This window comes from Amycolatopsis sp. NPDC104863 (assembly GCF_055582965.1).
The window spans coordinates 268,427-292,327 of record NZ_JBVJOW010000010.1 but is presented as its reverse complement, the minus strand read 5'-3'; the positions used below and the strand labels follow the sequence as shown (position 1 = coordinate 292,327).

26 protein-coding genes are annotated in these 23,901 nt (G+C 71.5%); 17 read left to right on the top strand and 9 right to left on the bottom strand.

The window, feature by feature from the left end:
* Positions 1 to 13: 13 nt before the first annotated feature.
* Complete coding sequence (locus ACZ63J_RS42735) at positions 14 to 736, bottom strand: FadR/GntR family transcriptional regulator (protein ID WP_465340119.1); 723 nt, start codon at positions 734 to 736, stop codon at positions 14 to 16.
* Positions 737 to 815: 79 nt separating this feature from the next.
* Here ACZ63J_RS42735 and ACZ63J_RS42730 point away from each other — a divergent pair, with 79 nt between their 5' ends.
* From ACZ63J_RS42730 to ACZ63J_RS42720, 3 genes are read left to right on the top strand one after another with little or no spacing between them, the layout of a single operon-like run.
* Positions 816 to 1,154, top strand: coding sequence for an L-rhamnose mutarotase (locus ACZ63J_RS42730; protein WP_465340120.1), 339 nt, complete (start codon positions 816 to 818; stop codon positions 1,152 to 1,154).
* A gap of 5 nt (positions 1,155 to 1,159) precedes the next feature.
* Positions 1,160 to 2,122, top strand: coding sequence for an aldo/keto reductase (locus ACZ63J_RS42725; RefSeq protein ID WP_465439918.1), 963 nt, complete (start codon positions 1,160 to 1,162; stop codon positions 2,120 to 2,122).
* Positions 2,119 to 2,976 carry an amidohydrolase family protein gene (locus ACZ63J_RS42720; protein WP_465401665.1) on the top strand — a complete coding sequence of 286 codons (858 nt, stop codon included), beginning with the start codon at positions 2,119 to 2,121 and terminating at the stop codon, positions 2,974 to 2,976. The genes ACZ63J_RS42725 and ACZ63J_RS42720 overlap by 4 nt, the downstream gene beginning before the upstream one ends.
* Positions 2,977 to 3,007: 31 nt before the next feature.
* Here ACZ63J_RS42720 and shbA read toward each other — a convergent pair whose 3' ends face one another.
* From shbA to ACZ63J_RS42700, 4 genes are all read right to left on the bottom strand, one after another.
* Complete coding sequence (gene shbA, locus ACZ63J_RS42715; protein WP_465340123.1) at positions 3,008 to 3,661, bottom strand: RNA polymerase sigma factor ShbA; 654 nt, start codon at positions 3,659 to 3,661, stop codon at positions 3,008 to 3,010.
* A gap of 254 nt (positions 3,662 to 3,915) precedes the next feature.
* The gene (locus ACZ63J_RS42710; protein ID WP_465310510.1) at positions 3,916 to 4,212 is read right to left on the bottom strand and encodes a DUF202 domain-containing protein; all 297 of its coding nucleotides are present in this window, start codon (positions 4,210 to 4,212) and stop codon (positions 3,916 to 3,918) included.
* A gap of 712 nt (positions 4,213 to 4,924) precedes the next feature.
* A complete protein-coding gene (locus ACZ63J_RS42705; protein WP_465401666.1) occupies positions 4,925 to 5,278 on the bottom strand; it encodes a YidH family protein in 354 nt (117 codons plus the stop codon).
* A gap of 11 nt (positions 5,279 to 5,289) precedes the next feature.
* Positions 5,290 to 5,760, bottom strand: coding sequence for a GtrA family protein (locus ACZ63J_RS42700; protein WP_465401667.1), 471 nt, complete (start codon positions 5,758 to 5,760; stop codon positions 5,290 to 5,292).
* A 148-nt stretch (positions 5,761 to 5,908) separates the two neighbouring features.
* Between ACZ63J_RS42700 and ACZ63J_RS42695 the strand changes: the two genes are divergently transcribed.
* Both ACZ63J_RS42695 and ACZ63J_RS42690 read left to right on the top strand, forming a co-directional pair.
* Positions 5,909 to 6,319 (top strand): hypothetical protein, encoded by a 411-nt coding sequence (locus tag ACZ63J_RS42695; RefSeq protein ID WP_465401668.1) that lies wholly within the window; start codon positions 5,909 to 5,911, stop codon positions 6,317 to 6,319.
* A gap of 81 nt (positions 6,320 to 6,400) precedes the next feature.
* A complete protein-coding gene (locus tag ACZ63J_RS42690) occupies positions 6,401 to 6,694 on the top strand; it encodes an iron-sulfur cluster biosynthesis family protein (protein WP_465310514.1) in 294 nt (97 codons plus the stop codon).
* A 42-nt stretch (positions 6,695 to 6,736) separates the two neighbouring features.
* On the opposite strand, the gene ACZ63J_RS42685 is transcribed toward ACZ63J_RS42690, so the two are convergent.
* From ACZ63J_RS42685 to ACZ63J_RS42670, 4 genes are all read right to left on the bottom strand, one after another.
* On the bottom strand, positions 6,737 to 7,861 hold the full coding sequence (locus ACZ63J_RS42685) for a glycerate kinase (RefSeq protein ID WP_465401669.1): 1,125 nt from the start codon (positions 7,859 to 7,861) through the stop codon (positions 6,737 to 6,739).
* Positions 7,858 to 8,790 carry a 2-hydroxyacid dehydrogenase gene (locus ACZ63J_RS42680; protein WP_465401670.1) on the bottom strand — a complete coding sequence of 311 codons (933 nt, stop codon included), beginning with the start codon at positions 8,788 to 8,790 and terminating at the stop codon, positions 7,858 to 7,860. Before ACZ63J_RS42680 ends, ACZ63J_RS42685 begins: the two co-directional genes overlap by 4 nt.
* A gap of 30 nt (positions 8,791 to 8,820) precedes the next feature.
* A complete protein-coding gene (locus ACZ63J_RS42675; protein ID WP_465401671.1) occupies positions 8,821 to 9,708 on the bottom strand; it encodes an SGNH/GDSL hydrolase family protein in 888 nt (295 codons plus the stop codon).
* A 109-nt stretch (positions 9,709 to 9,817) separates the two neighbouring features.
* Positions 9,818 to 11,905 carry an alpha-galactosidase gene (locus tag ACZ63J_RS42670; RefSeq protein WP_465401672.1) on the bottom strand — a complete coding sequence of 696 codons (2,088 nt, stop codon included), beginning with the start codon at positions 11,903 to 11,905 and terminating at the stop codon, positions 9,818 to 9,820.
* Positions 11,906 to 11,981: 76 nt separating this feature from the next.
* Between ACZ63J_RS42670 and ACZ63J_RS42665 the strand changes: the two genes are divergently transcribed.
* The 12 genes from ACZ63J_RS42665 (at position 11,982) to pcaC (ending at position 23,895) form a co-directional block, all read left to right on the top strand.
* Positions 11,982 to 13,172, top strand: coding sequence for an ROK family protein (locus ACZ63J_RS42665; protein WP_465340131.1), 1,191 nt, complete (start codon positions 11,982 to 11,984; stop codon positions 13,170 to 13,172).
* Positions 13,173 to 13,190: 18 nt separating this feature from the next.
* Complete coding sequence (locus ACZ63J_RS42660; protein ID WP_465401673.1) at positions 13,191 to 14,459, top strand: ABC transporter substrate-binding protein; 1,269 nt, start codon at positions 13,191 to 13,193, stop codon at positions 14,457 to 14,459.
* On the top strand, positions 14,456 to 15,412 hold the full coding sequence (locus tag ACZ63J_RS42655; RefSeq protein WP_465340132.1) for a carbohydrate ABC transporter permease: 957 nt from the start codon (positions 14,456 to 14,458) through the stop codon (positions 15,410 to 15,412). The genes ACZ63J_RS42660 and ACZ63J_RS42655 overlap by 4 nt, the downstream gene beginning before the upstream one ends.
* Positions 15,412 to 16,251: a carbohydrate ABC transporter permease gene (locus ACZ63J_RS42650; protein ID WP_465401674.1), complete on the top strand. Its 840-nt coding sequence runs from the start codon at positions 15,412 to 15,414 to the stop codon at positions 16,249 to 16,251. Before ACZ63J_RS42655 ends, ACZ63J_RS42650 begins: the two co-directional genes overlap by 1 nt.
* Before the next feature lie 31 nt (positions 16,252 to 16,282).
* Positions 16,283 to 17,599, top strand: coding sequence for a glycoside hydrolase family 27 protein (locus tag ACZ63J_RS42645; protein ID WP_465401675.1), 1,317 nt, complete (start codon positions 16,283 to 16,285; stop codon positions 17,597 to 17,599).
* Between the two features lie 166 nt (positions 17,600 to 17,765).
* Complete coding sequence (locus ACZ63J_RS42640) at positions 17,766 to 18,575, top strand: CoA transferase subunit A (protein ID WP_465401676.1); 810 nt, start codon at positions 17,766 to 17,768, stop codon at positions 18,573 to 18,575.
* An 886-nt stretch (positions 18,576 to 19,461) separates the two neighbouring features.
* Entirely contained in the window at positions 19,462 to 20,214 is a 753-nt protein-coding gene (locus ACZ63J_RS42635) for a CoA-transferase subunit beta (protein ID WP_465310524.1), read from the top strand.
* Positions 20,211 to 21,392, top strand: a complete 1,182-nt coding sequence (locus tag ACZ63J_RS42630) for a thiolase family protein (protein WP_465401677.1) — start codon at positions 20,211 to 20,213, stop codon at positions 21,390 to 21,392. Before ACZ63J_RS42635 ends, ACZ63J_RS42630 begins: the two co-directional genes overlap by 4 nt.
* A 10-nt stretch (positions 21,393 to 21,402) precedes the next feature.
* Complete coding sequence (pcaH, locus tag ACZ63J_RS42625) at positions 21,403 to 22,140, top strand: protocatechuate 3,4-dioxygenase subunit beta (protein WP_465401678.1); 738 nt, start codon at positions 21,403 to 21,405, stop codon at positions 22,138 to 22,140.
* A complete protein-coding gene (pcaG, locus tag ACZ63J_RS42620) occupies positions 22,140 to 22,694 on the top strand; it encodes a protocatechuate 3,4-dioxygenase subunit alpha (RefSeq protein ID WP_465310527.1) in 555 nt (184 codons plus the stop codon). The genes pcaH and pcaG overlap by 1 nt, the downstream gene beginning before the upstream one ends.
* A gap of 23 nt (positions 22,695 to 22,717) precedes the next feature.
* Entirely contained in the window at positions 22,718 to 23,494 is a 777-nt protein-coding gene (pcaD, locus tag ACZ63J_RS42615) for a 3-oxoadipate enol-lactonase (RefSeq protein WP_465401679.1), read from the top strand.
* The gene (gene pcaC / locus ACZ63J_RS42610) at positions 23,491 to 23,895 is read left to right on the top strand and encodes a 4-carboxymuconolactone decarboxylase (RefSeq protein WP_465310529.1); all 405 of its coding nucleotides are present in this window, start codon (positions 23,491 to 23,493) and stop codon (positions 23,893 to 23,895) included. The genes pcaD and pcaC overlap by 4 nt, the downstream gene beginning before the upstream one ends.
* Positions 23,896 to 23,901: the final 6 nt, after the last annotated feature.

Below are 23,901 nucleotides of genomic sequence, written 5' to 3'. Positions count from 1 at the left end.
AGGAGTGCGTGTGCTACGAGGCTTCCGCGGCCGGCTCGGCGTCGGCCGTCGGGTCGTCCGCGGTGCCCAGGGCGTTGCGCAGCCACTGCTCGACGCCCGCGACGTGCACGGTCGCCCACGAGCGGGCCAGCTCCGGCTCGCGAGAGGCGATGGCCTCGTAGATCGCCGTGTGCTGCTCGCGGGTCTTCGCGACCGCGCCCTCCTGGGTGAGGCCGCGCCAGATGCGGGCGCGGGCGGTCGGCCCGGAGAGGCTGTCGAGCAGCGAGCACAGCACGGGGTTGCCGGAGCCGTCGGCGATCTTGCGGTGGAACTGCAGGTCGTTGGCGACCAGCGCCTCGACGGTCGGCGAGTCCTCCAGCTCGCCGAGCAGCGCGCCCAGCTCGGTGATGTCGTCGTCGCTCATGTGCAACGCGGCCAGCGCGGTCGCGGCGGGCTCGAGGATCCGGCGCACGGCGAGGAAGTCGAGCACGGTGTCGTCGCGGTGGAAGTCGACCACGAACGTCATCGCGTCGAGCAGCAGGTTCGGCTCGAGGCTGGTGACGTAGGTGCCGTCGCCCTGGCGGACGTCGAGCACCCTGATCAGGCACAACGCCTTGACGGCCTCCCGCAGGGAGCTGCGCGAGAGCCCGAGCCGCTGGGCCAGCTCGGCCTCCTTCGGCAGCCGGTCGCCCGGCGCCAGCTCGCCGGAGATGATCATGTCCTTGATCTTGTCGATCGCGACATCGGTGACGGGCATCTGTCCGCCCTCCCTGCAACAGACCTCGGATGTTTCGGTGTTCCTCCCCAGCGTGCCATGTCCCGGCCAAGGAGTGGTGATGACCCACCAACGCGAACCTCAAAGAGTGGCGCTCCATACCCGGCTCAAGCCCGGCAAGGAGGCCGAGTACGAGTCCGTCCACGCGGTCATCCCGCCCGAGCTGGACGTGGCCCTGCGGGAAGCCGGTGTCCGCAGCTGGCGGATCTGGCGTAACGGTCTCGACCTCTTTCACGTCGTCGAAGTCGACGACTACGCGGCGATGCGGGCGGCGTTGCGGGACCACCCCGCGAACGTCCCGTGGCAGGCCAGGATGGCCGAGCTGCTGGCTGTCGAAGACGACTACTCCGGCGACGACACCGGCATCGGGCTGGTCTGGGAACTGCCGGTGAAGGAGTGACGGCGTTGGAACTGTCCCCGCTCGGGCTCGGCTGCGCGCAGCTGGGCAACCTCTACCACGCGATCACCGACGAGACCGCGGCCGCGACCGTGCGCCGCGCGTGGGACGAGGGCATCCGGTACTTCGACACCGCGCCGCACTACGGCCTCGGCCTGTCGGAGACCCGGCTCGGCGCGGCCCTGCGGTCCTTTCCCCGCGACGAGTACGTGCTCTCGACGAAGGTCGGGCGGGTGCTCGAGCCGAACCCCGGCGGCGCCGGCACCCAGGACGACCAGGGCTTCGCCGTCCCGGCCGCGTACAAGCGCCGGTGGGACTTCAGCCGTGACGGCGTCCTGCGCTCGATCGAGGACAGCCTGGTCCGGCTGGGGCTGGACCGCGTCGACGTCGTGTACGTCCACGACCCCGACGACCACTTCGAGGAAGCCCTGCGCGGCGCCTTCCCGGCGTTGCGCGAGCTGCGGGAGCAAGGGGTGATCGGCGGGTTCGGCGCCGGGATGAACCAGGCGCCGATGCTCACCGAGTTCGTCCGCCGGACCGAGCTCGACGTGCTGCTGGTCGCGGGGCGCTACACGCTGCTCGACCAGCCCGCGCTGGACGAGCTGCTGCCGCTCTGCCTCGAGCGTGGCGTCCGCGTGGTCATCGGCGGCGCGTTCAACGGCGGCATCCTGGCGACGGCCGAGCCGGGCCGCGTCTACGACTACGCCGAGGCGCCGCCGGAGCTGGTCGAGCGGGCCGCGCGGATCGCGGCGGTCTGTGCGCGCCACGGGGTCGAGCTGCCGGAAGCCGCGCTCGCGCTGCCGATCGCGCATCCGGCGGTGGCGTCGGTGGTCGTCGGCGCGCATGATCCGGAGCAGGTGAGCGTGAACGCCCGGCGAGCGCGGGCGGTCGTGCCGCCGGAGCTGTGGACGGAGCTGGTCGACGCGGGCCTGCTGCGCGCCGACGTCGTGATCGCCGAAGGAGTCTCATGATCGACGCCCACCACCACCTCTGGGACCCGTCGCGGCGCGAGTACCCGTGGATGGCGGGGGCGGCGATGGACCCGATCCGCCGCCCGTACACCGTCGACGACCTGCGCGCGGTGACGAAGGCGGCGGGTGTCCACGCGACGGTGCTGGTCCAGACGGTGTCCTCGGCCGAAGAGACCGAGGAGTTCCTGGCGACGGCGGTGGCCGAACCCGTGGTCGCGGGGGTGGTCGGCTGGGCCGACCTCACCGCCCCGGACCTCTCCGACCGCCTGGCGGTGTTGCGCGAGCGCGGACCGCTGGTCGGCCTCCGCCACCAGGTGGAGAACGAGCCGGACGACGACTGGCTGCTGCGCCCGGGCGTCGTGGCCGGGCTGAACGCGCTGGCGTCGGCCGGCCTGACCTACGACCTGCTGGTGCGCACCGCCCAGCTGCCCGCGGCGGCCGAGCTGGCGCTGCGGCAGCCGGAGCTGCGGCTGGTGCTCGACCACGCGGCGAAGCCCCCGATCGCGTCGGGGGAGTGGGAGCCGTGGGCGTCCGGGGTGGCGGCGCTGGCCGCGCGCGAGAACGTCGTGTGCAAGCTGTCCGGGCTGGTCACGGCCGCGGACTGGTCGGGCTGGGAAGTGGGGCACCTGCGCCGGTACGTCGACCACGTGCTGGAGGTGTTCGGCCCGTCGCGCGTGCTGTTCGGCTCGGACTGGCCGGTCTGCGAGCTGGCGGCGTCCTACGAGCTGGTCCTGGACGCGGCGATCTCGCTGACGGGCTCGCTGTCGGACGCGGAGCGTCTGGCGGTGTTCGAGCACAACGCCCGGCGCGTCTACGCGTTGGATGCGAGCGAGGACACCTCTTCCAGGGGGTAAAAGAGGTGTCCCCGCCCGCGGCTGTGATGGCCTAGAACTCGTCGTCGCGGATCATGCCGCGCAGGCGCGTCAGCGCCCGGTGCTGCGTGACCCGCACGTTGCCCGGCGAGATCCCGAGCGCTTCGGCGGTCTCCTGCGCGGAGAAGCCGACGGCGATGCGCAGGGTCAGAATCTCCTGCTGCACCCGGGGGAGCGACGCGAGCAGCCGGCCCAGGCGCGCGCCGAGGTCGAGGCTGAGCGCGTGCGTCTCCGGCTCGTTGCCGACGAGCGGGCGCTCCGGGAGCTCGGGGACGGGCTCCGAGCGGTCCCGGGCGACGGCGCGGTAGGCGTCGGCGACCTTGTTGGCCGCGATCGCGTGGACGAGGTAGAGGAAGGAGCCCCCGCGGTCCTGGTAGTCGGGGAGCGCCTTGAGGACGGCGAGGCAGACTTCCTGCGCGACGTCGTCGGCGGACAGGTACGACAGGTCGCGCCCGCCCATGCGCGCCCGGCAGTACCGGACCACCACCGGCTCGATCATCTGGAGGAGGTTGTGGATCGCGGCGGGGTTGCCCTCGCCCGCGTCTTTCACCAGAGGATCGAGGTCCTCCTTGGTGAGCCGTCCGCTGGGCCGAGGCAGTGACTCCGGAGTGCGATAATCGCGAACCTCACTGGAAGCCTGCTCGGTGGTCCTCGGCGGTGCTGTCATGAGTCGTCTCCCCGGCCGACCCTCGACCGTCGCTGCCGGGGGTTCCACTCTCCGTGACCGTTCGGTGACAGGTACTCCGGGAGACCCGGTCTTACCTGCGTTCCGTGCGACGCTGGGTAATCGTAAGCACCTGATGGCGCATCAGTCCAGATTTCAACGACCAATACCCCGTTCGCAGGAGCGACCGTGATGTTACCGCGACCCGACGCCGCACATTGCGATTAATCGGTTTCAGGATGTGCCGAGTTCACTCGTCAGTGGAGGATGACCACGGAAGTGGCAGTCACCGTGACGGCGAGCGACGCCAGGGCGGGCATGACCGGATGAAGCGGCCTCGGTTCGGGTGCCCGCAGCGCCCGTTCGCGCTGGACACCGACGCCGGCGAGGAGCACGGATGTAGCAGCCGCGAAGAGCACAGGGACCAGAGCGAGACCCCAGTGGTGCTGCGCGGCGGCGTGGAGGAGCAGGGCAGTGCAGGCGGCCGACCCGAGGGCGGTGCGCCGCCAGGCCAGCCCGGTCCGCTCGGCCTGCGCCCCGGCGGGGGCGGTCACGGCCGGGCCCCGAAGCCGAAATAATCGCGAACGGCCCGCAGTCGGGGAGCGCGGTAGCGTCCCGGGTCGGGTCGCTCACGGTCCGTCGCCCGGGGGTTCGGGTCCGGGGTGGCCGTTGAACACTGGTCACCTGGCGTAGTTACGGAGACACCAGCAGCCCCGCAACCGCCTGACCCCCCGGCGCGAGTTCCGGTGGCGAGATCACCGGCCGCCCGCACCGCCACGACAGCCGTCGTCCATCCAGGTGCGCCAACCCCCCGCCCAGATACCCACCCGACCCGTCCCATCGCCCGTGTCGACCCTCCAGACACGCGTGTCGACCCCTCAAGCACGCGTGTCGTCCATCGGGGCACGCGAGTCGTCCGTCCAGGTATGCGAGTCGACCCTTCAGTCACGCGTGTCGACTCCCCAAGCACGCGTGTTGACCTTCCAATCACGCGAGTTGACCCTTCAGTCACGCGAGCCGACCGTCTCGGCACGCCAGTCGATCCCCCGAGCACGCGAGTCGTCCGTCCGGGCACGCGTGTCGTCCGTCCAGGTACGCGTGTCGTCCGTTCCAGCACGCGAGTCGTCCGTCCAGATACGCGAGTCGTCCGTTCCAGCACGCGTGTTGACCCTCTAATCACGCGAGTTGACCCTTCAGCCACGCGTGTCGACCCCTCAAGCACGCCTGCCGACCCTCGCGGTACGCACCCCGACCGCTCAACCACCCTCACGACACCACCAGCAAAACCGCCGCAGCCACGATCAGAGCCAGCAAACCGCCGGTCAACGCCACGATCATCCAGCTCCGAGGCAACGGCTCCCCGGCCCGCATGGCGATCTGCACCCGCCGCCACCGCGGATAAGCCGTCGCCGCGAGGACCGCCGCCAGCACCACGCACAACCCCGACAGCACCGCGCTCGCCGCCGCCGGGGCCGGGATCAGCTGGTGGACCGCCACGCCGCCGGCCACCAGTCCCAGCGCCGTCCGGAGCCAGGCCAGGAACGTGCGCTCGTTGGCCAACGTGAATCGATAATCCGGCTCGTCGCCGCCCGAATGGGGCCTGATCTCCTCTGCAGCCACGTCCGCAGACGCTAGCGGGCGGCCGGCTTCTCGGCTCGGTGCGCGAACACCCACCAGCGCAGCACCGCGAACCGGACGAAGCCGCCGACCAGGCTGGACAGCAGCAGCGTGCCCGTCTCCTCCCACGACGTCGGCCGGTCGACGACCGCATCGAGGATCGCCAGGACCGCCGAGCCGTACCCCGCGTAGAAGGCGAACGTCAGCAGGTCCTGCAGGTGCCGCTTGCCGGCGTTGCTCTGCCGTCCCGCGAAGGTGACACGGCGGTGGAACTCGGTGTTGCCGAGTGTGGTCAGCGCGATCGCGACCAGGTTCGCCACCTGGGAGCCGAGCTCGTCGCGCAGCACGAGGAACAGGACCGCCTGGACGCCCGTTGTCACGACGCCGGCCACGACGTACCACGCCGCGTGCGTGCCCAGCTCGTGGTGCCGGTCGGGGTCGGTGGCGAGCAGCCGGTGCTCCGGTGCGCACCTGGTGGTGGCCATGATCCGAAGCTACTCCGCATTCACAAACTTGTGAATATGTTAAACCCGTTGAAGAAATGTGATCCCGGCGACACCGCCGGGGTTTCGCCCTCCGGCGCCTCGGGTAGGTCACCGGCGATGCCTACTGCCTACGCGCCGGGAGAACCCTGTGAGTGACCGTGACTCGGCCGAACCGGAAAGCCTGAGCCCCAGCGAGGCGCTGGACGAGGACGAGCTGCGCGTCGACCCGCTCGAACAGGGTGTCGAGCCGCCCGAACACTGGAGTGCCGCCAACCGCTTCGGCACGACGCCCAGCGAAGTCCGCGAGGGCGAGCCGATGGCGCAACGCCTCGCCGAAGAGGAGCCGGACGCCGAACCCGAGCCGGTCCCGGACCGCCCGATCGCGGCGACCCCGGCGGACGAGCTCGACGAAACGGTCGAGGACGCCCCGGCGGACTTCGAGCAGGTGACCCCGGACGACGACGTGCCGCACCGGCACGCCGACCCCGATCCGGGGGAGCGGGCGGACTACGCCGGCGGCTCTGTGGCGGACGCCATCCGCCAGGCCCGGCAGGGCTGATCCGCTCAGACTGCGCGTCCGAACGGACGCCCCTAGCGTGGGGCACCAGTGCATCGGACCGCGACGAAGGGAAGGCCGAAGATGCTGACCGTGACCGAAGCCGCCGCCGAGGCGATCACCGCATTGACCAGCCAGAGCGAAGGGGACGCCGGGCTCCGCCTGGCGGTTCAGAACGCCGAGGGCGAAAGCGCGCAGCTGGCGCTGTCCGTCGCCCCCGAACCCACCGAGGGTGACAGCGTGCTCGGCGCCGAGGAAGGCCCGAAGGTCTTCCTCGAACCGCAGGCGGCGGCGTTGCTCGACGACAAGGTGCTCGACGTCCAGGAGGACGAAGCCGGCGGAGTCGCCTTCGCCGTCTTGCCGCAGCACACGAGCTGACCGCGGCGAACGGGCCTTTCGCGCCGCGGAAGGCCCGTTCGCCTAGCGGGGCCGCCAGGCGCTGACGAGCACCGCGGCCCGCACCCGCAGCAGTTCCGCCGCATTGGCGCGGGCGTGGTCGAGCGACGGCGCGTGGTCGATCAACGCGCTGCTCGCGACGACGCCCAAGCTCGCCAGCCCGGCTTCGTCGAGCTGGATCCGCCCCGCCAACGCCATCAGCGGCACCCCGCGCGGCCTCGCGCGCGCCGCGATCCCGGCCGGGGCCTTGCCGTTGAGACTCTGTTCGTCGAGTGATCCCTCACCGGTGATGACGAGGTCGGCGCCGACGAGCGCCTGGTCGACCCCGGTCAGCCCGGCGATGAGGTCGAACCCGGATTCCACGGTCGCGCCCAGCCCGGCGATCGCGCCGGCCGCGACCCCGCCGCCGGCCCCCGCGCCCGGCACCCGGCTGACGTCCGGGGCGCCACCCACCTGTAGCGCGTGCGCCCAGCGCGCGAGAGCGTCGTCGAGCAACGTCACTTCCGACGGGCCCGCGCCCTTCTGTGGCCCGAACACCGCCGCGGCGCCGTCCGGGCCGAGCAAGGGGTTCGTGACGTCGGTCGCGACCGCGACGCTCACGCCCTCCAGCCGTTCCCGCACCGGCATCAGCTCGGTCGACGCGACCCGCGTCAACGTTCCGCCGCCGAGCCCGACCGGCGCGCCGAACGCGTCGAGCACTCCGGCGCCGAGCGCACCGAGCATTCCGGCGCCGCCGTCGGTGCTGGCCGTGCCGCCGACCGTCAGGACGAGCCGGCGGGCGCCGTGGATCAGCGCGTCTCCGAGCAGCTCGCCGACCCCCCAGGTGTGCGCGGCCAGCGCGGTCGCCGGGCTCGGCTCGACGAACTCGATCCCGCACGCGCGCGCCGACTCGATGTACGCAGTGCCGTCCAGCACCGCATAAGAGGCGTTCACCGCCGCCTCGAGCGGACCGCGGACGGTCAGCCGGACGATCCGCGCACCCGCGGCTTCGAGCACGTCGAGGGTGCCTTCACCGCCGTCGGCGACGGGGCACGTGACGATGTCGGCGTCCGGCAGCGCGTCCCGCACGCCCAGCGCGATCGCCTCCGCGGCCTCGACCGCGGTGAGACTGCCCTTGAACTTGTCCGGCGCGATGACGACTCGGGTCACGGTTTCACCTCCGTCAGCGGGGCACGCCCGCCGAGCACTTCGACGACGTTGCGGGCGGCCAGCACGGCCATCGCGGTGCGGGTCTCGACGGTGGCCGACCCGAGGTGCGGGCTGAGCACGACGTCTTCGCGCCCGAGCAGCCGCGGTTCGACGTCGGGCTCGTGCTCGAAGACGTCGAGCGCGGCGCCGGCGATCTCCCCGGCTTCGAGCGCGTCCGCCAGCGCCGCTTCGTCGACGACCGGGCCGCGGGTCGTGTTCACCAGGTAGGCACCGGGTTTCATCGCGCGCAACGCGGCACCGTCGATGAGGTGCCGCGTTTCCGGCGTCAGCGGGCAGTGCAGCGAAACGACGTCGGAGCGTTCCAGGAGTTCCTGAAACGTAACGGATCCACGACCAGACCGTCCTGAATGGACGATCGACATGCCGAACGCCTCGGCCCGCCGAGCCACCGCCCGGCCGATCTCGCCGAGTCCGACGATGCCGAGCGTCTTGCCCTGCAGCCCCGAGCCCAGCAGGAAACCGAGGTGGAACGACCACGGCGTCCGCGAGCGCAGCAGCCGTTCCCCTTCGCCGAGGCGCCGCGTGACCGCGAGCAGCAGGCCGAAGGCGAGATCCGCGGTGGCCTCGGTGAGCACCCCCGGGGTATTGGACACGACGACACCGCGCTCGGCCAACGCCGGGACATCGACGTTGTCATAACCGACGGCGACGTTCGCGACCACCTTCAGCTCCGGCCCGGCGGCGTCGGCCAGCGCGCCGTCGAGCCGGTCGTGCAGCATGCCGACCACCGCCGACGCGCCGGCCACGAACTCGTGCAGCTCTTCGGAGGTCAGCGGGCGGTCGGCGGGGGACACCGCCACCTCGCCCGCCTCGGCGAGCAGCTTCACCGCCTCGTCGGGAATCCATCGGGTCACCGCGATCTTGGCCACCCCGACAGCCTAGGCCACGGCACCGACAGTTCAGCCCCGCCGGACCGCCGCCAGGACGATCTCCGACTGCGCCGCCGCGCCGGCGCCGTTGGGGTGGAAGGGGAACGCGAGCAGGAGCGGGTTGCTCGCCGAGATCGGGATCAGGCCTTCGGCGTAGCGCACGGTCGGCGCCTGGCACGCGTCGTGGCCGACGGTGGGGGTGTAGGTGTCGACGAGCTCCGCGCCGTTGGCTGCGGCGACCCGCGCGAGCATGGCGTTCATCTGCAGGAACTTCGCCTGCAGGTACGCGATGTCGCCGTCGGCGACCGGGATCACCGGCCAGCACCCCTTGCCGCTCGCGGGCAGCCCGGCAAGGTAGTTCACCAGCAGGACCCGTGCGTGCGGCGAGCGCTCGTGGATCCCCTGCAGCGCGTTCGCGACCTTGGGCTCGCTCGCCGCGATCGCGTTTTCCAGCTGGTCGACGCCGCCGGCGGTGAACTTGGCCTTGCAGGTGCTGATCGGCAGCAGGTTGAGGCACTTCGTCACGGCGGAAGCGAGCCCGATGTCGTTGCCGCCGATCCCGACGGTCACCAGGTCGGTGGTCGGCGTCAGCCGGTCGAACTGCGGCGGGTTCGTGCCGCCGAGCGGCAGCTTCTGGGGCTGCGTGAAGTCCGGCGTGGCGGCGCCGCCGCAGCTGGCGTCGCGGAAGGTTTCGACGCCGAGCGCGCCCGCGACCTCGTGCGGGTAGTCCGATGTGGACTGGGCGCAGTCGAGCGGGGTGAACTCGGTGGTGGGCGGGAAGGTGACGAAAACGTCGGCGGTCCACGAATCGCCCAGCGCCACGTACTCGTGGTAGCTGGTGCTCGCCGACGCCGGAGCGGCGAAGGCGAGCGCGGCGATGGCGGGCACGGCGAGGAGAGTGAACAGGCGCCGGCGCATGCTGCCTCCGTTGGCGAGCGGCGAAGTGAAGGACTTTCACATTCGCCGGACGCCTCGTGAAAAGTCAATGCGCCTCACCCGTCCTGGTGACGCCGGTCGGCGTGGGTATTCAGGCCCTGGTCAGCCGCACCACCGCGCTCGCGTACCCGCTCCCGGGCAGCTCGACGTCGAGCCCGTGGCTCAGCAGCACCGCGCCGTGGTGCTCGACGCCGTCCTGGTCGCGGTACCGCGCCGAAGGGTCCAGCCCGGCGAGCCGCGGCGGCGTGAACGGGCGCGCGAACTCCGTGGGCCGCCGCCAGAAGAACACGACCACGGAGTCGCCCAGCACGTACTGGACCGCGGTCAGCGCGGCGGTCGCCGGGTCCGCCAGCCGGTACTGGACGCCGTGCTGCACGACCGGACGGATCTCCTTGTACAGCGCGACGAGCGCCGTCGCCTCGTCGAGCTCGGCCGCACTCCACCGCGGCAGGTCACCGCCGAGACCGAGCACCCCGGCCATCGCGACGTGGAACCGGAACCTCAGCGGCGCCTCCCGGCCGGTGGTCGGGTTCGGGCTGTCGGTCACCCAGGCCGACATCGTGCCGGCGGGGTAGAGCTGCCCGTACCCGTGCTGGATGCCGATCCGGTCGGCGGCGTCGGTGTTGTCGGACGCCCAGATCTCGTCGGTGCGCGTGAGGATCCCCAGGTCGGTGCGTCCGCCGCCGCCCGCGCAGCCCTGGATCCGCAGGCCGGGGTGGTCGGCTCGCAGCCGGTCGAAAATCGTGTAGACGGCGCGGACGTGGTCGACCCAGAGCCGTCCGGGATCGTCGCTCGAGGGCCAGCCCGCCTCGGTGAACGCGCGGTTCATGTCCCACTTGAGGTAGTCGATGCCGTGCTCGCCGACCAGCCGGTCGAGCCACTTGTGCGCCCAGTCCGCGACGTCCGGGCGCGCGAAGTTCAGCACGAGCTGGTTGCGCAACGTCGTCCGCGAGCGGTGGGCCATGTGCAGCACCCAGTCCGGGTGCGCGCGGTAGAGGTCGCTGTCCGGGTTGACCATCTCCGGCTCGACCCACAGCCCGAACTTCATGCCGTGCGCGTGGACGGCGTCGACGAGCGGCCCGAGCCCCGCCGGGAAGCGCTGCTCGTTGGCGGTCCAGTCGCCGAGCCCGGCGGTGTCGCCGGTGCGGGCGCCGAACCAGCCGTCGTCCATGACGAACAGCTCGACGCCGAGTTTGGCCGCGGCGTCGGCCAACGACGTCTCGGTGGTTTCGTCGACGTCCCAGCCGGTCGCCTCCCACGAGTTGTAGACGATCGGCCGCAGCTCCTCGGGATGCGGCTGGACGAACTCGCGGACGTAGGCGTGCCAGCGCCGGCTCGTGCCGCCGAAGCCGTCGGCCGCGTAGAGCCCGGCGAACACCGGCGTCTCCCAGGTTTCCCCGGGTCCCAGCCGCCAGCCGACGTTCTCGTGCCCGAACCCGCCGGTCCAGGTGACACGCCCGGTGTGCGTCCGCTCGACGGTGATCCGCCAGCTCCCGCTCCACGCGAGCGCGCTCGACCACACCTCGCCGGAAGTCTCCGTGGCGTCGCCCGCGTCGAGCATCACCCACGGGTCGACCTGGTGGCTCGACACTCCACGACGGCTGGTCAGCGTGGTCTCGCCGACCGGCAGCGGTTCGCGCAGCACGCCGTACTCGGCACTCCACGCGCCGGATGTCCGGCTCAGCCGCGCGCCGTCGCGCCGGGGGAGTGTCCACGACGCGGAATCCGTGCGCAGCAAGGAGATCGGCTCGTCCCCGGTGTTGCGCAGGGTCGTCCACCGCTCGAGGACCTCGCCGCGGACGCGGTAGTGCAGCGAAAGCTCGAGCGGGTAGTGCCGGTCCGCGAGCCGCACGACGAGTGCGCCGTCTTCGAGCGCGTAGCCGTCGTAACGCCACTCCAGCGCCGACGTCCCGTCCGCGTATCGGACGGCCAGCGCCGCGACGCCGAAGAACGCACCGCCCTCGGCCGGCAGCTCGAGCCGTTCGTCGCCCGGCTCGTCGAAGCTGCTGTCGGCCGGGTTGCGGCGCGCGGCGACCTGCCCGGCCTGCGCCAGCGTCAGCGGCGGCCCCCAATGCACGTGCCGCGGCCGGTCGTCGGAGTCGAGCCGGAAGGCGTACGAGCTCTCGGGGGTGCGCAGCAGCCACAGCCGGTGCGCGGGGTCGTGTTCCACGAGCGACATGGACCTGAGCGTAGGGATGACCAGCCGAAAAATAAATTCTTGACGAAGTTAATTAATCCTGCCTACCCTTCCGGCCATGCCTCGCAGTGCACCGGCAAGGGCGCCGATCACCAGCCCCGCGGCAGCGACCGTCTTCACCACGGTCCTGACCGAGGGGCCGGTCTCCCGCGTCGATGTCGCCCGCCGCACCGGGCTCTCCTCGGCCGCGGTCACCAAGGCGGCCCGGCCGTTCATCGACGCCGGTTATCTCGAGGAGCTCGCCTCCGAAGGCCGGACCACCCCCGGCGCCGGCCGCCCCGCGAACCCCCTGGCCATCCGCCCGGACCGCGAGTACTTCGTCGGCGTCAAGATCACCGGCGACGACCTGATCGGCGTGGTCACCGACCTGCGCGCCGACGTCCGCGCCAGCGCCCACCACGCGCTGACCGGCCACGACGTCGACCACGTCGTCCGCGCGCTCGCCGACCTCGTCGGCGAGCTGCTGGCCGGCCCGACCCCGGACGGCACCAGCAACCTGCGGGAACGCGCCTACTGCCTCGGCGTCGCGGTGTCCGGTGACGTCGACCGCGCGTCCGGCGTCGTCCGGTACTCGCCGTTCCTCGGCTGGCGGGACGTCCCGCTGGCTTCCCTGCTGGAAGACGCCACCGGGCTCACCGCGACGCTCGAGAACGACGTCAAGGCCCTCGCCGTCGCCGAGCAGTGGTTCGGCGAGGGGGTCGGCGCGTCGTCGTTCGCGCTGGTCACGGTGGGTACGGGCATCGGCAGCGCGCTCGTCGTCAACGGCGACCTGGTCCGCGGCGCGCACGGTGTCGCGGGCGAGATCGGGCACGTCCCGGTCGCCGACGACGGCCCGGCCTGCCACTGCGGCGGCCGGGGTTGTGTCGAGGCGATCGCGTCCACCGAAGCGATCCTCACGCGGGCCAGGGCGGTGTCCGGCGAACCCGCGCTGACCATGGAAGACGCGGTGCTGCGCGCCCGTGGCGGCGACGAACCGCTGCGCGGGGTCTTCGCCGGCGCGGGGCACGCGATCGGGCTCGGCCTGGCCGCGCTGGTCAACCTGTTCGGGCCGGAGCGCGTGGTCGTCTCCGGAGAAGGCGTCGCCACCTACGACCTGTTCGAAGACCAGATCCGCCGGACCTTCGCGGTCCAGGCGTTCGGCAGCGCCGCCCGGTGCGGCCTGGTCATCCGGCCGCTGCCGTTCGAGGAGTGGGCGCGGGGCGCGGCCGCCGTCGCCATCCAAAGTCTTTTTGTCGCCGAGAGCGTCTAAGGAGTCCCTGTGAGCCCCATGAACCGCCGAAGCTTCCTGGTCGGGTCCGTCCTCTTCGCCGGTGGCGCCGCACTCGCGGGCTGCACGAGCGATCCGCTGAACAAGAACGCGGGCGCCGCTGCCGGCGCGAAGGTCACGTTGCAGCAGTGGTATCACGCGTACGGCGAATCCGGGACGCAGCAAGCGGTCCAGCGGTACGCGCAGGAGTTCACCAAGGCCAACCCGGACATCGCGATCAACGTCAGCTGGATCGCCGGCGACTACGAGACCAAGCTCAACTCGGCGATGCTCACCGCGCAGGCGCCGGACCTGTTCGAGCTCGGCGACTTCCGGTACCAGAACGTCAAGAACGGCCTGCTCGCGCCGCTCGACGACGTCATCGCGCCGGCCAAGGCCGACTTCAGCCCGGCCGCGCTGGACACGGTGACGGTGGACAACAAGATCTACGGCGTCAAGATGATCGACGACGTCATGATGCTGTACTACCGCAAGAGCGCGCTGCAGGCCGCGGGTGTGCAGCCGCCGCAGACGTTCGCCGAGCTGCTCGACGCGACCCGGAAGCTGAACACCGGCAAGCAGAAGGGCCTCTACGTCGGCACCGACGGCGTCGGCGAGGCCGCGACCTTGCTGCTCTGGTCGTCCGGCGCGGACTTCTTCGACAGCAGCGGCAAGAAGGTCGCGTTCTCCTCGCCCGAGGCCGTCGCCGCGATCGCCGGGCTCAAGCAGCTGCACGACACCGGTGGCCTGCTCCAGGGGTACCCGACCGACTGGTCCGACCCCGGCGCGTTCGCCAACAACGCGACCGCGATGCAGTGGGGCGGCCTGTGGTCGCTGCCGGACATCAAGAAGGCGCTGGGTGACGACTTCGGCGTGGTCCCGTGGCCGAAGTTCGGCGACGCGGGCAAGCAGGTCGCGCGCGTCGGCGGCTGGTACCAGCTCGCGAACGCGAAGTCGGCCAACTTGGACGCCGTCAAGAAGTTCATCGACTGGCTGTGGATCAAGAACGCCGACCTGCAGAAGGACTGGTGTGTCAAGTACGGCTTCCACATCCCGGCCCGCAAGCCGGTCGCCGCGCAGACCACCGAGTTCTCCAGCGGCGCGGCCAAGGACGCCGTGACGATCTCGCAGCAGAACGGCAAGTCCTACTCGGGGCTGTGGAACAAGGCGTCGGCGACGCTGTTCCTCCAGGCCGCGACGAAGATCGCGAACGGGCAGGCCGACCCGGCCGCCGAGCTCGGCGACGCGGCGAAGAAGGCCCAGGCCGAAGTCGACAAGCAGCTGGCATGACGGCCTTGATGGAGGCGCCGGCAGTCCCCGCGTCGGCGGCGAAGAAGCGTCGCCGGCGCCGGGACTGGCGCGCGATCGGCGCGTTCGCGGTCCTGACCGGGCCGGTGGTGCTCGGGCTGGGGCTGTTCAAGTACGTCGCGATCGCGTGGAGCTTCCTGCTCAGCTTCAACGACGCGCGCGGCACGATCAGCCTCGGGAACTGGATCGGCTTCGACAACTACGCGTTCCTGCTCGGCGACGACGCCTTCCTGACGTCGCTGTCGACGATCGCGGTGTTCACCGTGTTCATCGTGCCGATCACCTTCGTGGCTTCGCTCGGCCTCGCGGTGCTGATCAACAGCATCAAGCGGGGCAAGGCGTTCTTCCGGACGGTGTTCCTCATCCCGGCCGCGGTGTCCTACGTCGTCGCGGCGCTGGTGTGGAAGATGGCGCTGTTCAACGGCCTGCCCTCCGGCGTCGCGAACGTGCTCGGCGGGCTGTTCGGCGCCGAGCCGGTGCCGTGGCTGTCGGAGACGAGCCCGCCGGTGTACTGGGTCGCGGTCGTGACGCTGCGGCTGTGGCTGCAGGTCGGGCTGTACATGATCCTGTTCCTCGCCGGGCTGAAGGCGATCTCGCCGTCGCTGTACGAGGCGGGGGAGCTGGACGGCACTACCAAGTGGCAGGCGTTCCGGTACATCACGCTGCCGCAGCTGCGGAACACGTCGGTCGCGGTGCTGCTGCTGATTCTCATCGCCGCGTTCCAGGCCTTCGACGAGTTCTACAACCTGTTCGGCACCGGGCTTTCCGGCACGGCGACCGCGCCGGTGAAACCGCCGCTGGTCTACCTCTACGACTCCGCGCTCGGCGACCAGAACTACGGCGTCGGCTCGGCGGGCGCGTTCCTGCTGACCGTGATCATCGTGGTGATCACCCTGCTCCAGGGCCGGTTCGTCGGCTTCGGGAAGAAGGACTGATGGCCGTCCTCGCCACTCCCCGCGTCAGGAAGGCGCCGAAGTACGTCCTGGCCACGGTGCTGTCGGTGATCTTCCTGCTGCCGTTCTACATCATGCTGCGCAACGCGCTCATGACACGGCAGCAGGTCAGCTCGCCGGACTGGTCCTGGCTGCCGGACCCGCTGTCGTGGGTGAACTTCGGCGAGCTGTTCGCCGACGCGTCGGTGCCGATGGCGCACTCGTTGTGGAACTCGTTCCTGGTCGCGATCGTGACCGCGCCGGTCGGCACGCTGTTCGGGTCGATGGCGGGGTACGCGCTGGCCCGGATCAACGTCCCGGGACGCCGTGCGGTGTTCACGTACGTGCTGGTCACGCTGATGATCCCGCAGTCGGTGACGTTCGTGCCGACGTTCGTCGTCGTCGGCTCGATGGGCGGGGTCAACACGGAGTGGGGGATCATCGCGCCGAACCTCTTCAGCGCGTTCACCGTGATCCTCTTCCGCAACTTCTACCTGCGGTTCCCCGCCGAGATCGAGGAGGCCGGGCGGCTCGACGGCCTCGGCTACCTCGGCGTCTACCGGCGGCTGGTGCTGCCCAACTCGGGGAGCATGCTCGCGTCGCTCGGCGCGCTGATGTTCATCGAAAGCTGGAACGCGTTCCTGTGGCCGCTGGTGATCGGGCAGGACCCGTCGTCGTGGACCGCGCAGATCGCGCTTTCGACGTTCCTGACCGCGCAGTCGGTCAACCTGCCGGCGCTGTTCGCCGGTGCTCTGGTCACCATCGCGCCGCTGGTCGCGATGTTCCTGGTCGCCCAGCGGTTCATCGTCAGCGGGATCGCCGCGAGCGGGCTCAAGGAGTAGGTCCCCCCTTTCCCCACCGAGGAGTGTCCCGATGAAGCGCCTCCTTTCCGTGTTTCTCGCTGTGCTTGGTTTTCTCTCCTTCCTGGTGCCCGCGGCCGACGCGCGGACGCCGTTCGTCAAGCCGTTCATGGGCTGGAGCAGCTGGAGCCTCGAGTCGTCGACCCGCGCGGGTTACGGCACTTCGTGGCTGAACGAGTCGCACGTCCGCGGCGCGGCCGGCGCGCTGGCGTCGAAGCTCAAGTCCGCGGGGTACGCCTACGTCAACATCGATTCGGGCTGGAACGCGGACCTGTCGTGGGTGTTCCACACCGACGTCAACGGCATCCCGGCGCCGGACCCGGGGCGGTTCCCGTCCGGGATTCCCGCATTGGCTTCTTACGTGCATTCGCTCGGGCTGAAGCTGGGCCTGTACTCGGTGACGGGGCTCGAGAAGGAGGTATACGACAAGAACGCGCCGATCCTCGGGACGTCGTGCCACGCGCAGGACATCGCCTACCGGCCGCTGATGCCGTCCAACGGCTGGGGCGGCAACTGGAAGGTCGACTTCTCGAAGCCGTGCGCGCAGAAGTACTACGACTCGATCGTGGCGCGGTTCGCGTCCTGGGGTGTCGACTTCATCAAGGTGGACGGGACTACCGAGGACAACGTCGCGGACATCGCCGCGTGGTCGAAGGCCATCGACCACGCGCGACGGCCGATGTGGCTGACCGCGAGCGCGTGGCCGGTGCCGCGGGCCGCCGGGCCCGCTCTCGCGCCCTACGCGAACGGCGTCCGCGTGAACACCGACGTCGAGTGCTACTGCGACACGGTGTCCACCTGGGACAGCTCGGTGAAGGCGCGGTGGGCGGACCTGCCCGGGTGGCAGGGGGTGTTCGGGCCGCAGTTCCGGCCGGACCTCGACTCGATGCCGATCAGCAACAACACCGGCAGCGGCATCCAGGACGGCATCTCCGACGTCGAGCGGCAGAGCGTGATGACGTTCTGGTCGATGGCCTCGTCGCCGCTGTACGTCGGGGGCGACATCTACTTCCTGGACGCGTCCGCGGTGTCGATCCTGACGAACCCCGAGGTCATCCGGGTCGACCAGGCCGGGTCGTACGCGAGCCAGGTGACCGGCGGGAACCTCCAGGTGTGGAAGAAGCGCGCCCCGGACGGCCGCTGGTACGCGGCGGTCTACAACCTGGGGCCGGCGTCCGCGGACATCACGGTGGACTTCTCGTCGCTGGGCGTCCGGGGCACGCAGCCGGTGCGTGACCTGGTCGCGCGGGCGGACCTCGGCCGTTTCCGCGGCTCCTGGACCGCTTCCGCCGTGCCCGCGCACGGCTCGCGGCTGGTCCGCATCGGCTGATCTTCCGGTCTCGAAGGGGACTTTCTTCGCGCGAACGGCGAAGAAAGTCCCCTTCGTCGTGCGTGCGTCATCCATTGGGCGGAAGACACCTGGTCCCCGCCCCGGCGACCGTGCTATGTTCGCTGGCAGAACGAGTGTGCGTGATGCGAACAGTGGGGAGCGTGTGATGGCGGAGCGGCTGTCGCTGGAGGAGGCCGTGGCCCGGCTGGTGCGTGACGGGGACACCGTCGCGCTCGAGGGCTTCACGCACCTCATCCCGGTCGCGGCGGGGCAGGAGATCATCCGGCAGCGGCGCCGGGATCTCACCTTGGTGCGGATGACGCCGGACATCGTGTACGACCAGCTGATCGGCGCGGGCTGTGCCCGCAAGCTGATCTTCTCGTGGGGCGGCAACCCCGGCGTCGGCTCGTTGCACCGGTTCCGCGACGCGGTCCAGCACGACTGGCCGGTGCCGCTGGAGATCGAGGAGCACAGCCACGCGGGCATGGCGAACCGCTACGTGGCGGGCGCGTCCGGCCTGCCGTTCGCGGTGCTGCGCGGCTACACGGGCACGGACCTGCCGGCCCAGACGGAGACGATCAAGCCGATCACGTGCCCCTTCACCGGCGAGCGCCTGACGGCGGTCCCGGCCCTGAACCCGGACGTCACGATCGTCCACGCCCAGCGCGCCGACCGCGAGGGCAACGTCCAGATGTGGGGCATCACGGGAGTCCAGAAGGAAGCGGTCCTGGCGGCCAAGCGTTCGATCGTGACGGTCGAGGAGATCGTCGACAAGCTGGAGCCCCGCCCGGGCGCGGTGATCCTCCCGTCCTGGGTGGTATCAGCGGTGGCCGAGGTCCCGGGCGGCGCAAAGCCGTCGTACGCAGCGGGTTACTACGAGCGCGACAACGCGGCGTACCAGGCCTGGGACGAGATCGGCCGCGACCGCGAGGAGTTCACGAAGTGGCTGAACAACCTGACGGGCGTGACGGCATGACCCAAGCCCACGAAGAACCCGGCTCCCCCCAAGGGCCGGTGGCCGCTGCCTCCTTCCCCGAGCCAGCGACCACCGGCCGGAGCACCCCCACCCCGGCCCGCCTCGTCGCAGCGTCCGACGTCCGTGAGGCCTCGTCCGGCTCCACGTTGCGCCGGGCACCCCTGGCCCCCGCCCGCGGTCCCGGCCGACCGGCCACCGCCCCCTTCCCCGAGGCGGCGCCCGCGCGCCAAACCCGCATTGTCGCGGTCTCCGACGTCCGCGAGGCCTCGCCGGGCCCCGCCTCACGTCCGGCAGCCCTCGCCCCCGGCCGACCGGCCGCCACCCCCTTCCCCGAGGCGGCGCCCGCGCGCCAAACCCGCGCTGTCGCGGCGTCCGAGGTCCGCGAGTCCTCGTTCGGCCCCGCCTCACGCCCGGCAGCCCTCGCCCCCGGCCGACCGGCCGCCACCCCCTTCCCCGAGGCGGCGCCCGCGCGCCAAACCCGCGCTGTCGCGGTCTCCGACCTCCGCGAGTCCTCGTCCGGCCCCGCCTCACGCCCGGCAGCCCTCACCCCCGGCCGACCGGCCACTGCCCCCTTCCCCGAGGCGGCGCCCGCGCGCCAAACCCGCGCTGTCGCGGCCTTCGAAGTCCGCGAGTCCTCGTTCGGCTCCACTTTGCGTCGAGCACCCCTTGCCCGAACTCGCGGTCCCGGCCGACCGGCTACCGCCCCCTTCCCCGAGGCGGCGCCCGCGCGCCAAACCCGCAGTGTCGCGGCGTCCGACGTCCGTGAGGCCTCGCCCGGCCTCACGTCCCGCAACCCTCGCCCCACAGCCGACCAGCCGCCACCCCCTCGTATCACCCCAAACCCCCACAGCCCCGGCAAACCCCGCCACACCGCGGAGGCGAAGGCATGACCACCGACTACACGGCCGACGAGATGATGAGCGTCGCAGCGGCCCGCGCCCTCGGCGACGGCATGTCCTGCTTCGTCGGCATCGGCCTCCCGAGCAAGGCGGCCAACCTCGCCCGCCGCGCGCACGCCCCCAACCTCACGCTGATCTACGAGTCCGGCTGCCTGGGTGCGAAGCCGTCCCGCCTCCCGCTGTCCATCGGCGACGGCGAGCTGGCCGACACCGCCGACGCCGTGGTCAGCGTCCCCGAGGTGTTCAACTACTGGCTCCAGCCCGGCCGCATCGACGTCGGCTTCCTCGGCGCCGCCCAGCTGGACAAGTTCGGCAACATCAACACCACGGTGATCGGCTCGGACTACCACGACCCGAAGGTCCGCCTCCCCGGCGCGGGCGGCGCCCCCGAGATCGCTGCCTCCTGCGGCGAGGTCTTCATCGTCCTGCGCCAGAGCCCCCGCGCGTTCGTCGAGAAGGTCGACTTCGTGACGTCCTTCGGCCACGGAACGGGCAAGGGCGACCGCGAGAAGCTCGGCCTCCCCGGCCAGGGCCCGACGCTGGTCGTCACCGACCTCGGCCTGATGCGCCCCGACCCGGAGACCGCCGAGCTGACGCTGACCGAGCTCCACCCCGGCGTCGAGCTCGACCAGGCGATCAAGGCAACGGGGTGGAAACTGAAGGTGGCGGACGACCTCAAGACCACCCCGGCCCCCACCGACCAGGAGCTGACCCTGCTCCGAGACCTGGAGAAGGCATGACCGACGTCTACGTCCTCGACGCGATCCGCACCCCCTTCGGCCGCTACGGTGGCGCCCTCGCCGGCGTCCGCCCGGACGACCTGGCCGCGGGTGTCCTCAAAGCCCTCCAGCGGCGGCACGACCTCGATCCGTCCACGGTGGACGAAGTCACCCTCGGCGACGCGAACGGCGCGGGTGAGGACAACCGCAACGTCGCCCGCATGGCCGCCCTTCTCGCCGGCTGGCCCACCAGCGTCCCGGGCAACACCGTCAACCGCCTCTGCGGTTCCGGCCTGGACGCGGTGATGCAGGCCAGCCGCGCCATCCAGGTCGGCGACGCCTCGCTCGTGGTCGCCGGCGGGGTCGAGTCGATGACCCGCTCGCCGCTGGTCATGCCGAAGCCGGAGAAGGCCTTCCCGGCCGGCAACCAGACCCTGTACAACACCGCGCTCGGCTGGCGCATGGTCAACCCGGCGATGCCGTCGCAGTGGACCGTCTCCCTCGGCGAGTCCACCGAGCAGCTCGCCGAGCGCTACGGCATCGGCCGTGACGAGCAGGACGCCTTCGCCGCGCGCAGCCACGTCAACGCGGCCAAGGCGTGGGACGAAGGCTTCTACGACGACATGGTCGTCCCGGTCGAAGGGGTCGAGCTGGCCCGCGACGAAGGCATCCGGCCGGACTCCAGCCCCGAAAAGCTGGCCAAGCTGAAGCCTGCCTTCCGCAAGGAGAACGGCACCGTCACCGCGGGCAACGCCTCCCCGCTGAACGACGGCGCCTCGGCCCTGCTCCTCGGCGACGAGGCCACCGCCGGCCGGCTCAACGCCACCCCGCTCGCCCGGATCGCCGGGCGCGGCGCCGCGGGTGTCGACCCGGACGTCTTCGGCATCGGCCCGGTGCGCGCCGCGGAGATCGCGCTGGAGCGCGCGGGCATCGGCTGGGACGACCTGGCCGCCGTCGAGCTCAACGAAGCCTTCGCCGCGCAGTCGCTGGCGTGCCTGCGCGACTGGAAGGACCTCGACCCGGAGATCGTCAACACCCACGGCGGCGCGATCGCGATCGGTCACCCGCTCGGCGCGTCCGGCGGCCGGATCCTCGGCACGCTGGCGCACGACCTGCACCGCCGAGGCGGGGGCTGGGGACTCGCCGCCATCTGCATCGGCGTCGGCCAGGGCCTGGCCGTCGTCCTCGAAGGCCGCTGAGGGAGGCGCCGTGGCTACCCCGACCGAACTGAGGCTGCCCCGCTACGGGGAAGACCCCGAAGGCACCCACCCGCCCCTCGACTACAGCGGCTACCGCTCCACGGCGCTGCGGCACCCGACGCAGGAGCTGGTGCTCCTCCCGCAGATGCTCACCGAGGTCACCGGCCCGCTGCTCGGCCCCGGCCGTCTCGGCGAGCTCGACAACGACCTCACCCGGCAGCACACGGGGGAGCCGCAGGGCCAGCGGATCATCGTCACCGGCCGGCTGCTCGACGGCGACGGCCGCCCGGTGTGCGACTCGCTCGTCGAGATCTGGCAGGCGAACGCGGGCGGCCGCTACCGGCACACCGGCGACCGCTGGCCGTCCCCGCTCGACCCGAACTTCGACGGCCTCGGGCGCACCCTGACCGACAGCGACGGCCGCTACACCTTCACCACCATCAAGCCCGGCGCGTACCCGTGGAAGAACCACGACAACGCCTGGCGCCCGGCGCACATCCACTTCTCGGTGTTCGGCTCGGCGTTCACCCAGCGGCTGGTCACCCAGATGTACTTCCCGGACGACCCGCTGTTCTCCCAGGACCCGATCTTCAACTCCATCCCGGACGAGAAGGCCCGGCAGCGGATGGTCTCGCGTTACGACCACGGGATCACGCAGTCCGAATGGGCGCTGGGGTTCGAGTTCGACATCGTCCTGCGCGGGCGCGAGGCGTCGGTGTTCGAAGAGGAAGAGGAGGACGACGACTGATGCCCAAGCTGCTGCCCACCCCTTCGCAGACCGTCGGCCCGTACCTGTCGATCGGGCTGCCCTGGCCCGACGGCCCGTACGTCGTGCCCGAGGGCACCCCCGGCGCGTTCTGGATCCGCGGCATCGTGCGCGACGGCAACGGCGACCCGATCCCGGACGCCATGATCGAGACCTGGCAGGCCGACCCGGACGGCGGCTTCCGCCACCCGGACGACCCGCGCGGCGAGGCGTCCGGAGAGTTCCGCGGCTTCGGCCGCTGCCCGACGACCACCGACGGCACGTACGGGATCCTCACGCTGCTGCCGGGCGCGCTGCCCGGCGGGGGCGGCACCAGGCAGGCCCGGCACATCGACGTGTCGGTGTTCGCGCGCGGCCTGCTCAACCGGGTCGTCACGCGGATCTACTTCGAAGACCAGGACAACTCCGAAGACCCGGTGCTGGCGACCGTCCCGGCGGAGCGTCGAGCCACGCTGATCGCGGCGAAGACCGACGACGGTTACCGCTTCGACGTGCGGCTCCAGGGTGACGGTGAAACCGTGTTCTTCCGGGTATGACAAGCGCGAACGGAGGCGAGGGCGTGGCTGCCGTGCAGGTGCACCGGGTTGTCGAAGGGCCCGAAGACGGGCCGGTGGTGGTCCTGGGCGGGTCGCTCGGCAGCGACGTCCGGATGTGGGAGCCGCAGGTGGTCCCGCTGCTGGAGCGGGGTTTCCGGGTGGTGCGGTACGACACCCGCGGGCACGGCGCCTCGCCGGTGCCGCCGGCGCCCTACGACCTCGAAGACCTGGGCGCCGACGTCCTGGCGATGCTCGACGAGCTCGAGGTCACCCAGGCAAACCTCGTGGGCCTGTCGCTCGGCGCGATGACAGGGATGTGGCTCGGCGTCCACGCGCCGGACCGGGTCGCGAGCCTGGTGCTCTGCTGCACGTCGGCGAAGCTCGGCCCGCCGCAGATGTGGGTCGACCGGGCCCGCACGGTCCGCGAGAAGGGCACCGGCGCGGTGGCCGCCGCCGGCGTCGGCCGCTGGCTGACCCCGGGCTACGCCGAGCGGCACCCGGACCGCGCCGCGTACCTGCGCTCGATGATCACCGCCGTCCCGGCCGAGGGCTACGCGGCCTGCTGCGGCGCGATCGAGCGGATGGACCTGCTCGACGTGCTGCCGAAGATCACCGCGCCCACTCTGGTCATCGCGGGGGCCGACGACCCGGTCACCCCGCCGGAAGGCCACGCGGACCTGATCGCGGCGGGCATCCCGGGCGCGCGGCTGGAGATCGTCCCGGACGCCGCGCACCTGGGCAACTACGAGCAGCCCGAGGAGTTCACCAGGCTGATCCTCGGACATCTGGAGGCGCTGTGAGCGAAGACCGGCACGAGCAGGGCATGAAGGTCCGGCGCGAGGTGCTCGGCGACGAGCACGTCGACCGCGCGGTCGCGGGCACGACGGACTTCAGCCGCCCGTTCCAGGACTACATCACCGAAGGCGCGTGGGGTTCGGTGTGGTCCCGCGACGGCCTGGACCGGCGCACGCGCAGCTGCGTCACGCTGGCGGCGCTGACCGCGCTGCAGGCGCACAACGAGCTGGCGATGCACGTCCGCGCGGCGGTCCGCAACGGCCTCACGGCGGCGGAGATCGGCGAGGTCCTCCTGCACACGGCGGTCTACGCGGGCGCACCGGCGGCGAACGCGGCGTTCGCCATCGCGCAGCGCACCCTGGCCGAGCTCGGCGAGCCGACCGCCCTGCCGGCCGACGCCGGATAGGGTGCC

What these genes read in the sequence shown, in the direction of transcription:
- ACZ63J_RS42735 (WP_465340119.1), bottom strand. Translation starts at nt 736, where the DNA reads ATGCCCGTCACCGATGTCGCGATCGACAAGATCAAGGACATGATCATC.
- ACZ63J_RS42730 (WP_465340120.1), top strand. Translation starts at nt 816, where the DNA reads ATGACCCACCAACGCGAACCTCAAAGAGTGGCGCTCCATACCCGGCTC.
- ACZ63J_RS42720 (WP_465401665.1), top strand. Translation starts at nt 2,119, where the DNA reads ATGATCGACGCCCACCACCACCTCTGGGACCCGTCGCGGCGCGAGTAC.
- shbA (WP_465340123.1), bottom strand. Translation starts at nt 3,661, where the DNA reads ATGACAGCACCGCCGAGGACCACCGAGCAGGCTTCCAGTGAGGTTCGC.
- ACZ63J_RS42700 (WP_465401667.1), bottom strand. Translation starts at nt 5,760, where the DNA reads ATGGCCACCACCAGGTGCGCACCGGAGCACCGGCTGCTCGCCACCGAC.
- ACZ63J_RS42690 (WP_465310514.1), top strand. Translation starts at nt 6,401, where the DNA reads ATGCTGACCGTGACCGAAGCCGCCGCCGAGGCGATCACCGCATTGACC.
- ACZ63J_RS42675 (WP_465401671.1), bottom strand. Translation starts at nt 9,708, where the DNA reads ATGCGCCGGCGCCTGTTCACTCTCCTCGCCGTGCCCGCCATCGCCGCG.
- ACZ63J_RS42670 (WP_465401672.1), bottom strand. Translation starts at nt 11,905, where the DNA reads ATGTCGCTCGTGGAACACGACCCCGCGCACCGGCTGTGGCTGCTGCGC.
- ACZ63J_RS42665 (WP_465340131.1), top strand. Translation starts at nt 11,982, where the DNA reads ATGCCTCGCAGTGCACCGGCAAGGGCGCCGATCACCAGCCCCGCGGCA.
- ACZ63J_RS42660 (WP_465401673.1), top strand. Translation starts at nt 13,191, where the DNA reads ATGAACCGCCGAAGCTTCCTGGTCGGGTCCGTCCTCTTCGCCGGTGGC.
- ACZ63J_RS42655 (WP_465340132.1), top strand. Translation starts at nt 14,456, where the DNA reads ATGACGGCCTTGATGGAGGCGCCGGCAGTCCCCGCGTCGGCGGCGAAG.
- ACZ63J_RS42650 (WP_465401674.1), top strand. Translation starts at nt 15,412, where the DNA reads ATGGCCGTCCTCGCCACTCCCCGCGTCAGGAAGGCGCCGAAGTACGTC.
- ACZ63J_RS42645 (WP_465401675.1), top strand. Translation starts at nt 16,283, where the DNA reads ATGAAGCGCCTCCTTTCCGTGTTTCTCGCTGTGCTTGGTTTTCTCTCC.
- ACZ63J_RS42640 (WP_465401676.1), top strand. Translation starts at nt 17,766, where the DNA reads ATGGCGGAGCGGCTGTCGCTGGAGGAGGCCGTGGCCCGGCTGGTGCGT.
- ACZ63J_RS42635 (WP_465310524.1), top strand. Translation starts at nt 19,462, where the DNA reads ATGACCACCGACTACACGGCCGACGAGATGATGAGCGTCGCAGCGGCC.
- ACZ63J_RS42630 (WP_465401677.1), top strand. Translation starts at nt 20,211, where the DNA reads ATGACCGACGTCTACGTCCTCGACGCGATCCGCACCCCCTTCGGCCGC.
- pcaG (WP_465310527.1), top strand. Translation starts at nt 22,140, where the DNA reads ATGCCCAAGCTGCTGCCCACCCCTTCGCAGACCGTCGGCCCGTACCTG.